We start from the raw sequence: 12,667 nt of genomic DNA, 5'->3' as shown, positions 1-12,667 counted from the left end.
TGTTAGGGAACGATGAGGGCTGCCCCCCGGACCCCCGGCAGGCCCGCGGGCACGGACGCGTTGACTAGCATCGCGGCAGGCACGCGGGCCGCGCGGGCCGCGAACACGAGGGTGGAGGGAGGCGGGCATGGGCTCCACCAAGGGACTGGTGCTGATCGTCGAGGACGACCGGAACATCGCCTCGGTCCAGGAGCTCTACCTGGCCCGGGACGGCTTCTCCACCCAGGTCGAGACCGACGGCCTGCGGGGCCTGGACGCCGTCGAGCGGCTGCGCCCGGTGGCGGTCGTCCTGGACGTGGCACTGCCCGGCCTGGACGGCGTGACCTTCTGCCGCCGCCTCAGGGAGCGCCAGGACTGGACCCCGGTCCTGATGGTCACGGCCCGGGCCGACGAGCCGGACCGCATCCTCGGCCTGGAACTGGGCGCCGACGACTACGTCACCAAGCCGTTCTCACCGGGCGAGCTGGTGGCCAGGGTCAACACCGTGCTGCGCCGCACCCAGGGCCCACCCGGCGGCCGGCCCCACGTCATGGGCACCCTGCGGGTGGATCCGGCCCGCCGGACGGTGCACCGGGACGGCGAGGAGGTCGAGCTGACCGCGACGGAGTTCAATCTGCTCGCCCATCTGCTCGACCACCGGGGCCGTGTCTTCACCCGGCGGCAGCTCCTCGCCCACGTGTGGGGCGAGGAGGCCTACCGCGACCCACGCGTGGTGGACGTGTACGTGTCCCAGCTGCGGAGCAAGCTCGGCGAAGCGAGCCCCATCCGCACCGTGCGGGGAGTGGGCTACGGCGCGACGGACCGTCCGGCGTGACGCCCGCCCAGGCCCCGGGCGCCCGGCGCCGCCGTCCCGGGCTCGCCGGAGAGCTGGTCCTCCTGGCCGCGACGGTGACCACCGTCACGGTGCTGCTCACCGGCCTGGTGGCCTGGCACACCCTGCTTGGTGCCGCCGAGGCCCAGGAACGCGACCAGCTCGCCCGGCAGGCCAAGGTCCTCGGCCGGGTTCCCGCGCTGTCGGCTCTGCTGTACGAGGGAGAGCAGCGGATCGCCGGCGCGAACGGCGTCCGGATCGCCGTCCTCGACCGGTCCGGCGTGCTCAGTGGACCGGCCGCCCCGGTGCTGAGCACCGCCCAGCGGGACGTACTGCTGTCCGGCAAGCCCCTGTCGTCGAGCGGGGACCTGCACGGCAGCGACGTCCTCGTCGAGGGCAGCCCGGCCCGCGACGGCGGGGCGGTCGTCCTCACCCGGCCGCTCACGGACGTGGACGCGGCAGCCACCCGCATGCGCCGCGACCTGCTGCTTCCGCTCGGGGCCGGCCTGGTCGGCGCGGTGGTCGCGGGCACGGCCCTGGCCCGCCGGCTCGCCCGACCGCTCACCCGCGCCGCGGAGACGGCGTCGGAGCTGGCCGCCGGCCGGCGCGGCGTGGCCGACGCGGACCCGGCCGCGTCCCGGGGCCCGGCGGAGGCGGTGCGCCTGAGGCAGGCCCTGAACGTGCTCGATGCGGCACTGGAGCGCGGGGAGCGGCAGCAGCGGGACTTCCTGCTGTCGATCTCCCACGAGATCCGCACCCCGCTCACCAGCGTGCTCGGTTATGCGGAGGCCCTGGCCGACGACGCGGTGCCGGCCCATCGGCTGCCCGAGGTGGGCCGCATCCTGCAGACCGAGGCGCGGCGCCTCGACCGCTTCCTCGGCGACCTCCTCGACCTCGCACGCCTGGAGGCCGACGACTTCCGGCTCGACCTGGCCGCCGTGGATCTCGATCTGCTCGTGCGGGAGGCGGCCGCCACCTGGGGCGAGCGGTGCGCCCGGCACCACGTCGAGTTCCGGCTGGAGCACCCGGGGCGGGCGGTGGTGGTGCGCACCGACGGCTTCCGCGTCCGCCAGCTCGCGGACTGCCTGCTCGCCAACGCCCTGCGCCTCACGCCGCGGGGCAGCCCCGTGGTCCTGGCCCTGCGGGCCGGGGACGACGCGGTGGAGGTGGAGGTGCGGGACAGCGGCCCGGGGCTGACCGACGACGACGTGGCGGTGGCCTTCGAGCGGGGGGTGCTGCACGAGCGCTACCGGGACCTGCGGCCGGTGGGCACCGGACTGGGCCTGGCCATCGCCCACCGCCTGGCGGTCCGCCTGGGCGGGTCCCTGACGGCCGGAGCCGAGGGCCCCGAGGGAGGCGCGGTGTTCACCCTGCGCCTGCCGACGCACGGCACCGGCACGGTGGACCGGAACGCGGCCCACGTGCCGGCCGGGCAGGCGGCCGGCGCCCCGGACGGGCACGACGAGGTAGGGACCCTGCCCGGCGCAGCGCCGAGCCCGGACACGTGGGCATGAGGGAGCACGGGCGACGTCCGTACCTCCGCGCCGGCCCACCGCCGCGCTCAGCCCGCTGATCACCGGGGCGGTCGCCGGGCGGCCCCGCGGCACCGGACGGGGAGGGCGGGCGTTGACCTGGAGCGCGCTCCAACGCCTACGGTCCTGTCCTGCCCGGTGCGCCGGCGCCCTCAGGACGGGGCAGGTGGGTTGCGGCCGGCGGCCGGCTCCCTGCGCGGCTGCGCCGCGCCGCAGCGGCGGACCGTGTCCCGGCCGTCGTGCGCGGCGAGGCCGCCACGCGCCGTGAGCGGCGCAGCACCGGGCGGCGCGCAGGGAACGACACCATCGAAGTGCCCCCGGCCGGACGGCGCGGGGCGCTCCGCCGACAAAGGGCCGCCGCGGGTGCGGCGGCCGGGAACGGACGAGGACTCATGAGCGAGAACACCACCGGCTCCACCCGTGAGGAGCGGTTCGCGCACGGGATGGAGGTGCTGCGGTCCGTCGACGGCTCGGCCGGGCAGCGGGTCATCGACTCGCTGGCCGACGTCAGCCCCGAGCTGGGGCACCAGATCGTCGCCTGGGGCTTCGGCGAGATGTACGCGCGGCCCGCGCTCGCACCTCGCGACCGCCAGCTGGTGACGCTGGGCATGCTCACCGCGCTCGGCGGTTGCGAGGCGCAGCTGGAGGTGCACGTGGGCGCCGCCCTCAACGTGGGCCTGACGCCCGAGCAGATCGTCGAGGCGCTGCTGCACTCGTCCGGGTACTGCGGCTTTCCCCGCGCGCTCAACGCCACGTTCGTGGCGAGGAAGGTCTTCTCCGAACGCGGGCTGCTGCCGCTCGGGCAGCAGCCGGCGCCGGAGTCCCCGGCCACCCCGGCCTGACCGGCCGGCCCATCGAACGGCAGGACGGGCCGGGACGGGCCAGGACGGGGAGGAGAGCGGCACGTCCGCGGGGCATGCCGGCGCACGGTGTGGCGGGTGCGGGGTCCCACGAAGGACCTGGTCCTGACGACCGGCCACGAGCGGGAGGAGGAACCGGCGTCCGCCCGGCCGCGCGCTGCAGCGGGCGGGGAGGGTGAGGCGCGGCGCGGGTGAGGGTGCCGGGGGCGCCCTCCGCGGGGACGCGGACGAAGGCCCCGCTACACGGGTGAGGGCTGGACGTGAGCGCCGCCGAGGTGCAGGTGCCAGCGGCCCGCCCAGCCCGCCAGGGTGGTCGTCGACAGCGGGCCGACGTCGATGCTCCAGTACGCCGCGGGCGGCGCCTTCAGCGCGTACACGAGCGCCGCGCGGATCACGGCCGGCTCGGCCACGGCGACGATCCGGCCGCCGTCCTGCCCGGGCCGGGTGTCGAGCCAGCCGCCGACCCGGCCGATGAAGGTCAGCAGTGACTCGCCGCCGTGCAGGGTGGAGCGCGGATCGGCCAGCCAGGCGTCCACCAGGCGCGGCTCCCGGGCCATCGCCTCGCCCAGGGTCAGCCCGCGCCATCGGCCCATGTCGCAGTCGCGCAGGGCGAGCTGCATCAGCGGCTGGTACCCGAGCGCGTCACCGGTGGACCGGCTGCGCGGGGTGGGCGAGCAGTAGCGCAGGTCGGCGGCGGCGAGGGACAGCAGGTCGCCGGCCGCGTGCTGCACGGCTTCCCAGCCCGCCAGGTCCAGCGGGCGGTCGTCCTCGAAGCGCTCGGCCAGCAGCGAGGAGCTGCGCGCGGCGGCGACGAATGTGACCCGAAGTGGCATGCGGTGATGGTGTGCCGCCTCGGTGCACAGGTCAAGGGGTGCCACCCAGCGGCTACCCGGGGTACACGCTCCCTCACCCGAAGGTGTGCAGCAGCCCCCCTCCGCGCGGTCCGGCGCCCGGAAGCCGTTCTCGTGGACGCCAGGTCGAGCGAGCCGGCGATGGCCCGGTCCTGCTTCTCGCGCGGCCGCCCGATCGCCCGGTAGGCGTCGGTGGGCAGCCGGCCGTGCACGCGGCCCGTGTCGAGGCGGCCGGGCTCGGTGGAGATCCCGTAGCCGTCGGCGAGGCGCGGGGTGCCGGTCGTGGCGCGGTCCCGGCAGGCGGCGGGGACGGCGTCGACCGATGAGGGGTGCCCTGCGGACGGGGAGGCCTGCGGGCAGGGGGCGCGCGGGGCGGCGGGCGGCGGGACGCCGTCGGACCGCGGGTCCGACGGGGCGTGCCACGTGCCGGGGCATCGGGGTCCCGGCGCCCCCGACCTCGCCCTGACATCACGTCAGCACCTCCGTGAACGCGGTGCGCAGGCGTCGTACGCCCTCGGCGAGCTCCTTCGTGCCCGCGACCGCGGCGAAGCTCAACCGCAGGTGGGCGGCCGGGGGTTCGGCGCTGAAGTAGGGGCGGCCGGGGGCGAGCGCGACACCGGCGCGCAGGGCGGCGGCGGCCACCGCGAACTCGTCGGTGCCGTCCGGCAGACGGAGCCACAGGCTGTAGCCGCCGGACGGGACGTGCGGCACGGCGGCCTCGGGCAGTTGCCGGCGCAGCGCCGCCGTCACCACGTCCCGACGGGTCCTCAGCTCGGCCGATACGGCGCGGAGATGGCGTGGCCAGGCCGGCGAGCCGACGAGTTCCAGCGCCGCCTCCTGCAACGGCCGGGGCACGAAGAAGGAGTCCACCACCTGGATGGCGCGCAGCCGCTCCAGTACCGGACCGCGAGCGGCCAGCGCGGCGACCCGGAAACTCGGCGAGGTGGCCTTGGTGAGGGAGCCGACGTGGACGACGACGCCGTCCGGGTCGTCGGCGGCCAGGGGGCGGGGCAGCGGGCCCGCGTCCTCGTGGACCAGCCGCCGCACGAAGTCGTCCTCGACGACGAAAGCACCCGCCTCCCGGGCGATCCGCAGCACCTCGCCTCGCCGTGCGGGGGCGAGGACGGCACCGGTCGGGTTCTGGAACAGCGGCTGGCAGACGAACACCCGGGCCCCGGTGGCGGCGAAGGCGTCCGCGAGCAGGTCCGGCCGGACGCCGTCCGGGTCCACCGGGACCGGTACCGGACGCAGTCCGGCGGCGCGGGCGATCGCCAGCATGCCAGGGTAGGTGGGCGACTCGACGAGGACGGGTGCGCCGGGCGGTGCCAGGGCGTGCAGCGCGGTGGTCAGCGCGGCCTGGCCGCCCGCCGCGACCAGCACCTCGGCGGCGGTGATCGAACCGCCGATACCGCGTGCGAACCACTCCCGCAGCTCCGGGAGCCCTTCCAGCGGCGGCCGGCCCCAGGCTCCGGGACGGCGGCCGGCGCGGGACAGGGCGGCGGCCATCGCCCGCTCGGGTTGGAGACCGGGGTGCAGATAGCCGCCGTTGAACTCGATGACGCCGGGTGGCGGTGCGGCGAGGGAGACCGTGACGCCGGACGCGTCCACGGTGCGGGGGACCGGGTCGGCGGCGCCGTCGGCGCTGAGCACGACCTCCTGCCACGAGGTGTCGCCGGCCGGCTCGGTGGCGCGGCGGGGGTGGGCCCGGAAGGCGCCGGCGCCGGGCCGGGTGACGACCAGGCCCTCGGCGGCCAGCTGGGCCAGGGCCCGGGAGACGGTCACCGGACTGACCCGGTACCGCTCGACCAGGGCCCTGCTGGACGGCAGCTTTCCTCCGGGAGAGTAGCGATCGAGCTCCTCCCGCAGGTGAGTTGCCAGCTCACTCACACTGCTACGCTCATACATGAGAACTCAGAGTAGCGCTACTGCCCCGGCTGCGATAGCGGTCGACACCCCGGCGCCCCGGCCCTCCACTGGTCCGGCCCAGGCCGCGCTGGGCGTGACGGCCTTCTCCCTCACCTTCCCGGCCACCGCCTGGGCCCTGGAGGGTTTCGGCCCGTGGGCCCTGGTGGCGCTGCGCAGTGCCCTCGCGGCGCTGCTCGCCGGCTGCTGCCTGCTGGCCCTGCGCGTGCCGGTACCGGCACGCGCCCACCGGCCGGGGCTCGCGGTGGTGGCCGCGGGCGTCGTCGTCGGCTTCCCCTTGCTGACCACCCTTGCGCTGCGGACGTCCAGCACGGCGCACGCCGCCGTGGTGGTCGGTCTGCTGCCGCTGACCACCGCGCTGTGCTCGGCCCTGCGGTGCGGCTCCCGCCCCTCGCGCACCTTCTGGCTGGCAGCCCTCGCGGGCGCGGCGGCGGTGGTGGCGTTCACCGTGCAGCAGAGCGGGGGTGCTCTGACGGCCGCCGACGGCTTCCTGTTCGCCGCACTGCTGGTCTGCGCGGCCGGCTACACCGAGGGCGGCCGGCTGGCGCGGATGATGCCGGGCTGGCAGGTGATCGGCTGGGCACTGGTGTTCTGCCTGCCCCTGGCGGTGCCCGCCGCCGCACTGGCCCTGGCCCTCCGGCCGGCGCAGCCGACCGTGCACGGCATCGTGGGGCTGCTGTGGCTCGCGGCGGGCTCGCAGTTCCTGGGCCTGGTCGTCTGGTACCGGGGCATGGCGCTCGTCGGCGTCCCCAGGGCCAGCCAGTTGCAGTTGGCCCAGCCCCTCCTCACACTGGTGTGGTCGGTGCTGCTGCTGGGCGAGCACCTGACGGTGGCCGCCCCGCTGACGGCGGCAGCGGTGCTGGTGTGCATCGCCGTCACGCAGCGGACCCGCGGCTGAGCGGGCCACTTCCCACCAGCGCCCGCCGCCGTAGACTCAAGGCCACGGACCGCTGCTCCCGGAGATCGGTGAGGAGGCCGCACAGATGCGCGCAACCGTGGGCGACCAGCTTGTCCAGCACGGCAGGGTGGTCGGTCAGCACGACAAGGTCGGCGAGATCGTCGAAGTCCTGGGCCAGAAGGGCAATCCCCCGTACCGCGTCCGCTTCGAGGACGGGCACGAGGGGCTGTGCTCTCCGGGTCCCGACACCGAGATCCGTCACCGGGGCGAGCACGCGCCCCAGTCCTCGTAGGTCAGCGCGGGGGCGCGGCCGGCAGCCGGTAGTGGTCGGCCGTCACCCGCGCCATGGCTCCGGCCGGGTCGGCGGCCACCTCCCGCGCGGCGAAGAACACATGCCCGCGTGCCTGTGGGTGGTTCCGGGCGAGGGTCAGGTGCCGGGACAGTTCGGCCGGGTCGCTCCAGGCCGCGGGCTGCGCGGGGTCCCCCGCCTTGTACAGCGCCTCCCCGAGGTACAGCCGCGTCCTGCTGTCCCGGGCCACCTCTGCCCACCAGGGCAGCAGCTTCGCGTAGTCGGCGGCGGCGAAGCCGATGTTCCAGTACAGCTGCGGCACGATGTAGTCGATCCAGCCCTCGCGCACCCAGGTACGGGTGTCCGCGTAGAGGTCGTCGTACGTCTGCACCCCGGCCCGCGTGTCGGAGCCGCGCGGGTCTGAGGCGAGGTTGCGCCACACTCCGAAGGGGCTGATGCCGAACCGGGTGCCGGGCCGGACCTCCTCGATCCGGGCGGCCGTCTCGCGCACCAGCCGGTCGATGTTGTCGCGCCGCCAGGCGGCCCGGCTCGGGAATGCGCCGCCGTGACGGTCGTAGGCGGCGTCGTCGTCGAAGGTCTGCCCGGCGACCGGATACGGGTAGAAGTAGTCGTCGAAGTGGACGGCGTCGACGGGGTACTGCCGCACGGCGTCGAGGACCGCGTCCTGGACGAAGGAGCGGACCTCCGGCAGGCCCGGGTCGTAGTAGAGCCTGCCGCCGTAGGTCACCACCCAGTCGGGGTTCCGGCGTGCGGGGTGGGCGGCGACGAGCCGGCTCGGATCGGAGTGGCCGGCGATGCGGTACGGGTTGAACCAGGCGTGCAGCTCCAGCCCTCGGGCGTGCGCCTCCGTCACGGCCGTGCCCAGCGGGTCCCAGCCGGGGTCCTGTCCCTGCGTTCCGGTGAGGCAGGCCGACCAGGGCTCGCAGGGCGACGGCCACAGCGCGTCGGCGGTGGGCCGCACCTGGAGGAACACGGCGTTGAGCCGGCGCCGGACCGCCGTGTCGAGGTGGGCGATCAGCTCCCGGCGCTGCGCGTCGGCCGTCAGCCCCGGTCGGGAGGGCCAGTCGCGGTTGGCGACGGTCGCGATCCACATGCCGCGCATCTCGCCCGGCTCCTGCGCGCGGCGGCGTTCGTCGCCGGGGGCCGACGGCCCCATCGCCAGGGTCGACAGCGCCGCCAGCGCGAACGCCCGCCGTGTCATCCGCCCCATGCACGCCCCGATCCGGCCCGGATCCGCTTCCGTCACGGATCGTTCGGGGCCAGAATGCCCCACCCGGACGATCGATCATCGATACCTCGGAGTAACGTGCACGATCGGAGCAGGCACCGGACAACGGCGGACCTGCCACAGCCGAGAAGCGGCTGCGCCTGACGCAGGACAGCCGCGCATCAGCCGTAGATCAGCAGCGAAAGGGACGATGTGACCGACATCGAACGCGTCGGAGTGGTGGGCTGCGGCCAGATGGGCGCCGGCATCGCCGAGGTCTGTGCCCGTGCCGGACTCGACGTGAAGGTCGCCGAAACCACCGGCGAGGCCCTGGAGATCGGCCGTACCCGGCTGTTCAACTCCCTGGCCAAGGCCGCCGAGCGCGGCAAGATCGGTGAGGAGGAGCGTCAGGCCACGCAGGACCGGCTGAGCTTCACCACCGACCTCGGCGAGTTCGCCGACCGGGACCTCGTCATCGAGGCCGTCGTGGAGAACGAGCAGGTCAAGACCGAGATCTTCCAGGTCCTGGACCAGGTGGTGACCCGTCCTGACGCGATCCTCGCCTCCAACACCTCCTCGATCCCGCTGGTGAAGCTGGCCGTCGCCACCTCGCGCCCGGACCAGGTCATCGGCATCCACTTCTTCAACCCGGCGCCGGTGCAGAAGCTCGTCGAGCTGATCCCCGCGCTCACCACCTCCGAGGGCACGCTCGGGCGCGCGCAGCTGTTCACCGAGAAGCTGCTGGGCAAGCACGCCATCCGGGCCCAGGACCGTTCCGGGTTCGTCGTCAACGCGCTGCTGATCCCCTACCTGCTCTCCGCGATCCGGATGTTCGAGTCGGGCATCGCCAGCCGCGAGGACATCGACAACGGCATGGAGCTGGGCTGCGCCCACCCGATGGGCCCGCTGAAGCTGTCCGACCTGATCGGCCTGGACACGGTCGCCTCCGTCGCACAGAGCATGTACGACGAGTACAAGGAGCCGCTGTACGCCGCTCCCCCGCTGCTCCAGCGGATGGTCGACGCCGGACGGATGGGCCGCAAGTCCGGCTCCGGCTTCTACACCTACGGCTGATCACGCACCGTAGCGGACGGGCCCGGCACTCCTGGCGAGTGCCGGGCCCGTCCGTTTCACACACCGTGTGCTTCCCGGGCACGCATATGCCTCGCGCACACGCTCCCCACGCGTCCACCAGGCGGGTTGACTCACCATGCGCATGCTAGGGAGGTTCCACCGACACGGAGAGGAGCGGACTCGTGACCACCGGCCCCGAGCATCCGATCGTCCATGGAGAACTCGCAGAGTTACGCCGCAGGCTCGATGTGGCCCACGCCCGCGTCGAGGGCGGACTGGCGCTGCTGAGCCATCGCACCGAGGAGACCGCCAAGGATGTCGACGAGCTGAGCACCCGGATCGTCTCGCTGGAGCACGCCCGATGGCCGCTGCCCGCCGTCGCGGCCCTGACCGCGCTGGGCGCCCTCGCCGTCGCCGTGTGGCAGGCCCTCGGGCGGTAGCGGCCTCAGGGCCCGTCCTGCCCGAGCCTGAGATGGTGCAGCATCAGTAGCGCGGCCGCCATGTTGGCGGCCGGGACCTCCCCCCGGGCGACCATGTCGGGGACGAGTTTGAGGGGGACCCACTCCCGGCGGTCGGACTCGAAGTCGTCCACGGGGTGGCCGACGTACTCGCCCCGATCGGCCCAGTAGATGTGGTGCCGGGCGTCGGTGAGCCCGTTGGAGGGCTCCACGGTCATCAGGTGGTGCAGCGGTCCCGGCCGCCAGCCGGTCTCCTCCTCCAGTTCCCTGGCGGCGGCGCGGGCGATGTCCTCGCCGTCCTCGACGACACCCGCCGCGAGTTCCCAACCCCAACTGTCCGTGATGAAGCGGTGGCGCCACAGCAGGAGGACCTCGTTGGCATCGTTCACCACCGTGGCCACGGCGACGGGGCGCAGCCGTATCAGGAAGTGGTCGAGGTGCCGGCCGTCCGGTAGCTCGACATCCGCGAGATTGACGCTGAACCAGCGATTTGAGTACACATTTTGTTCGTTCAATTTCGCCCATTGCATGCTTCTGCCACCTTCCGCTGGGTAAGGGGCAATATCGCAGCAGGAAGGAGCTGACAGCAGGCGCACAGAGGGCAGCGTGCAGCGCGGCGGGCGCACCCGTGCACACCCCGGGAAGGACGGCCGAGGTGACTACAGCGGCACGCGCAGCGCCCCGTCGATCAGTTCGGCGGCCTCGGCGGTACCGGCGCAGCCGCTGCGCACCAGGTGTTCACGGACCGCCCGGAGTCTGTCCCGCAGCCGCTGGGACTCCATACCGCGGGCCTGCTCGGCCATCCGCACGGCCGTGGCCACCGCCTTGTCGGCGTTTCCCCGACGGAGCTCGATCGTGCTGAGCATCGCCAGCCGATGCACCCGTCCGCGGTCGTGCGCGGGGTTGTCCACGGCGGCGGCCGCGTGCTCCTGCGCGGCCCGGAGTTCGCCGAGGCTGAGCAGGGCCTCCGCCACCTGCACGTTGACCAGGCCCGGCTGGACATAGCCGGTCTCGTCGGGTTCGTGCCCGCGCCGGATGCGTTCGGCGGCCGTCTCGGCCCGCCGGATGCACGACAGGGCGCTCGTGCCGTCACCGAGGTGCGCGTACGCCTTGGCCTGCATCGCGTACAGGTCCGAGCCGAGCGCCGGGGTGATGTGCCTGCCGGCGGCGCGCAGCGCGGCCTCGGCGAAGGCGACGGCCTGCCGGTACTCCCTCATGAACAGCGCCTGGTTGACCAGCAGCGCGATGACGTACGCGCCCAGTCCCCGGTCACCGCTGGCCTTGGCGAGCCGCAGCGCCTGGTGGAAGTAGCGCTGGGCCAGGCCGTGCGCGTCGGAGTCGTAGGCGCAGATGCCGGCGATCGCCACCAGCCCGCCCGTGGCCCGGTGCACCTGGCGGCCCGTCGCGTCCGTGTAGCTCCCGCGCAGCAGCGGTGCGGCCTCGGCGTTGAGGAAGCCGACGATGCGGGCGCGGGTCGCGACGCCGCCGGCCTTGCGGTACAGCTGCTCGTAGTGGGCGCGGGCGGAGCGCAGCATCTCCAGGTCGGCGGTGGTGACCCGGTGGCGGCCGCCACGGGAGACGTCGACGTCCTCGGGCGGGTTCTCCCACTCCCACACCGGCATCACGGCGGGCGTGCCGGTGACGGCGGGCGCGCCCAGGATGTGCGGGCGCTGCTGCTCGTCGGAGCGCCACAGGGCGGTGGCCCGTTCCACGAAGCCGGACAGCGAGGTGCCGTGCGCGGTGGCGGGCTCGCCCGGGACGCCCAGGCCTATGTCGTCGAGGGTGACCGGCCGGTGCAGCCGGGCGGCGAGCACCTCGCAGATCAGGTCGGGCACCTGGCCGCGCGGGCGCTGCCCCTTCAGCCAGCGCGCGACGGCGGTGTGCTCGTAGCGGAGCGCCAGGCCGCGTGCCCGGCCCGCCTGATTGACGTGTGCGGCCAGTCCCGCGTGGGAGACCCCGGCCTCGTCCAGGATCGCGTCCAGCAGAGTGTTGGGCTGCATCGTGCCCCCCGGTGGCTCGGTGGCGGACAGACTAGTGGGTCGTCCTTCACACGGGGTGTGAACCGAGTGCTTGGATCCGTGCTGTGCGCGCGCTGTCGCGGAGAGTTCCGACACGGTTGACTGAATTGCCTCGCAAGAGGCCGGCCGGGCCGCCGGCTCCCCCTCGTACAATGCGGCGGCCCGCTTGCGCGCCGTCCGCCCGGCTGCCTGCCCGACACTCCGTGGCGGGGCGGACGGCCTGCCGGCTGCCGGCCTCCCGCGGCGTTGCGTTCGAGCCGGTCGGCCGGGTACGGGTGCACGGTGGCCGGTCGCGCTCCCGAGGGGTGCCGGGCCTGCGTGCCTGGTGCTCGCCGCATGGCGTCGGACCGCGTCCGCAAGGCCGGTCCGAAGCTCTCGGGAGCCGGCCCGGAGGGACGGGGTCGCCCGTCAGCCTGACGGCGGGCTCCGCCGCGTCCGGGGGGACGATCACACGCCGAAGGGGCGCCCTCGTACGCGACGTACGAGGGCGCCCCTCCTCACCACCCGGTGGCGGCGGCGCCGGTGCGTGGCGAAACGACCGTCCGCCCCGCGACGCCGCCCCGGCCGCGGCAGGCGACGTTCGCGGGCACCTCCCCCCTTGGGACAGCGGGGGAACGTGCCGGGCGCCGCGACGGGGCGAACGCCGCCTGCTGCGGGACTAGGGAGCGTATTGCGTCGTGATCAATCTGCGAGATCTGCCTGCGCGGCAGGGTTTGGACCGGTAG

The 12,667-nt window shown here is 74.4% G+C and carries 12 protein-coding genes; 7 read left to right on the top strand and 5 right to left on the bottom strand.

The features are described from left to right. Positions 1-127: 127 nt before the first annotated feature. From I3F54_RS20720 to I3F54_RS20710, 3 genes are all read left to right on the top strand, one after another. Entirely contained in the window at positions 128-814 is a 687-nt protein-coding gene (locus tag I3F54_RS20720; RefSeq protein ID WP_240120327.1) for a response regulator transcription factor, read from the top strand. Continuing rightward, positions 811-2,325 (top strand): sensor histidine kinase KdpD, encoded by a 1,515-nt coding sequence (locus tag I3F54_RS20715; protein WP_240120326.1) that lies wholly within the window; start codon positions 811-813, stop codon positions 2,323-2,325. The genes I3F54_RS20720 and I3F54_RS20715 overlap by 4 nt, the downstream gene beginning before the upstream one ends. Positions 2,326-2,735: 410 nt before the next feature. Further along, positions 2,736-3,185, top strand: coding sequence for a carboxymuconolactone decarboxylase family protein (locus tag I3F54_RS20710; RefSeq protein ID WP_240120325.1), 450 nt, complete (start codon positions 2,736-2,738; stop codon positions 3,183-3,185). A 257-nt stretch (positions 3,186-3,442) separates the two neighbouring features. Here the strand turns inward: I3F54_RS20710 and I3F54_RS20705 are convergent, their stop codons facing one another. Beyond that, positions 3,443-4,036 carry a histidine phosphatase family protein gene (locus I3F54_RS20705; protein WP_240120324.1) on the bottom strand — a complete coding sequence of 198 codons (594 nt, stop codon included), beginning with the start codon at positions 4,034-4,036 and terminating at the stop codon, positions 3,443-3,445. A gap of 486 nt (positions 4,037-4,522) precedes the next feature. Continuing rightward, positions 4,523-5,959: a PLP-dependent aminotransferase family protein gene (locus I3F54_RS20695; RefSeq protein WP_240120323.1), complete on the bottom strand. Its 1,437-nt coding sequence runs from the start codon at positions 5,957-5,959 to the stop codon at positions 4,523-4,525. Here I3F54_RS20695 and I3F54_RS20690 point away from each other — a divergent pair. Together I3F54_RS20690 and I3F54_RS20685 are read left to right on the top strand one after the other, a co-directional pair. Next, positions 5,958-6,875, top strand: a complete 918-nt coding sequence (locus tag I3F54_RS20690) for a DMT family transporter (protein ID WP_240120322.1) — start codon at positions 5,958-5,960, stop codon at positions 6,873-6,875. The genes I3F54_RS20695 and I3F54_RS20690 overlap by 2 nt on opposite strands. Before the next feature lie 85 nt (positions 6,876-6,960). Further along, the gene (locus tag I3F54_RS20685; RefSeq protein WP_240120321.1) at positions 6,961-7,167 is read left to right on the top strand and encodes a DUF1918 domain-containing protein; all 207 of its coding nucleotides are present in this window, start codon (positions 6,961-6,963) and stop codon (positions 7,165-7,167) included. Between the two features lies 1 nt (position 7,168). On the opposite strand, the gene I3F54_RS20680 is transcribed toward I3F54_RS20685, so the two are convergent. Next, entirely contained in the window at positions 7,169-8,395 is a 1,227-nt protein-coding gene (locus I3F54_RS20680; RefSeq protein ID WP_374205945.1) for a glycoside hydrolase family 10 protein, read from the bottom strand. Positions 8,396-8,605: 210 nt separating this feature from the next. Between I3F54_RS20680 and I3F54_RS20675 the strand changes: the two genes are divergently transcribed. Next, a complete protein-coding gene (locus tag I3F54_RS20675; RefSeq protein ID WP_240120320.1) occupies positions 8,606-9,466 on the top strand; it encodes a 3-hydroxybutyryl-CoA dehydrogenase in 861 nt (286 codons plus the stop codon). 182 nt (positions 9,467-9,648) lie between these two features. Further along, positions 9,649-9,906, top strand: coding sequence for a hypothetical protein (locus I3F54_RS20670; protein WP_240120319.1), 258 nt, complete (start codon positions 9,649-9,651; stop codon positions 9,904-9,906). 5 nt (positions 9,907-9,911) lie between these two features. Here I3F54_RS20670 and I3F54_RS20665 read toward each other — a convergent pair whose 3' ends face one another. Next, positions 9,912-10,454, bottom strand: a complete 543-nt coding sequence (locus I3F54_RS20665) for an NUDIX hydrolase (RefSeq protein ID WP_240120318.1) — start codon at positions 10,452-10,454, stop codon at positions 9,912-9,914. A 129-nt stretch (positions 10,455-10,583) separates the two neighbouring features. Then, positions 10,584-11,924: a transcriptional regulator gene (locus I3F54_RS20660; protein WP_240120317.1), complete on the bottom strand. Its 1,341-nt coding sequence runs from the start codon at positions 11,922-11,924 to the stop codon at positions 10,584-10,586. Positions 11,925-12,667: the final 743 nt, after the last annotated feature.

This window comes from Streptomyces sp. MUM 2J, from assembly GCF_022414535.1.
Lineage (GTDB): Bacteria > Actinomycetota > Actinomycetes > Streptomycetales > Streptomycetaceae > Streptomyces.
This window is presented reverse-complemented; position numbering and strand designations above follow the sequence as displayed.

Excerpts from the sequence above, each read along its gene's own strand:
- I3F54_RS20720 (WP_240120327.1), top strand. The coding sequence starts at position 128 with ATGGGCTCCACCAAGGGACTGGTGCTGATCGTCGAGGACGACCGGAAC.
- I3F54_RS20710 (WP_240120325.1), top strand. The coding sequence starts at position 2,736 with ATGAGCGAGAACACCACCGGCTCCACCCGTGAGGAGCGGTTCGCGCAC.
- I3F54_RS20705 (WP_240120324.1), bottom strand. The coding sequence starts at position 4,036 with ATGCCACTTCGGGTCACATTCGTCGCCGCCGCGCGCAGCTCCTCGCTG.
- I3F54_RS20690 (WP_240120322.1), top strand. The coding sequence starts at position 5,958 with ATGAGAACTCAGAGTAGCGCTACTGCCCCGGCTGCGATAGCGGTCGAC.
- I3F54_RS20695 (WP_240120323.1), bottom strand. The coding sequence starts at position 5,959 with ATGTATGAGCGTAGCAGTGTGAGTGAGCTGGCAACTCACCTGCGGGAG.
- I3F54_RS20685 (WP_240120321.1), top strand. The coding sequence starts at position 6,961 with ATGCGCGCAACCGTGGGCGACCAGCTTGTCCAGCACGGCAGGGTGGTC.
- I3F54_RS20680 (WP_374205945.1), bottom strand. The coding sequence starts at position 8,395 with ATGGGGCGGATGACACGGCGGGCGTTCGCGCTGGCGGCGCTGTCGACC.
- I3F54_RS20665 (WP_240120318.1), bottom strand. The coding sequence starts at position 10,454 with ATGCAATGGGCGAAATTGAACGAACAAAATGTGTACTCAAATCGCTGG.
- I3F54_RS20660 (WP_240120317.1), bottom strand. The coding sequence starts at position 11,924 with ATGCAGCCCAACACTCTGCTGGACGCGATCCTGGACGAGGCCGGGGTC.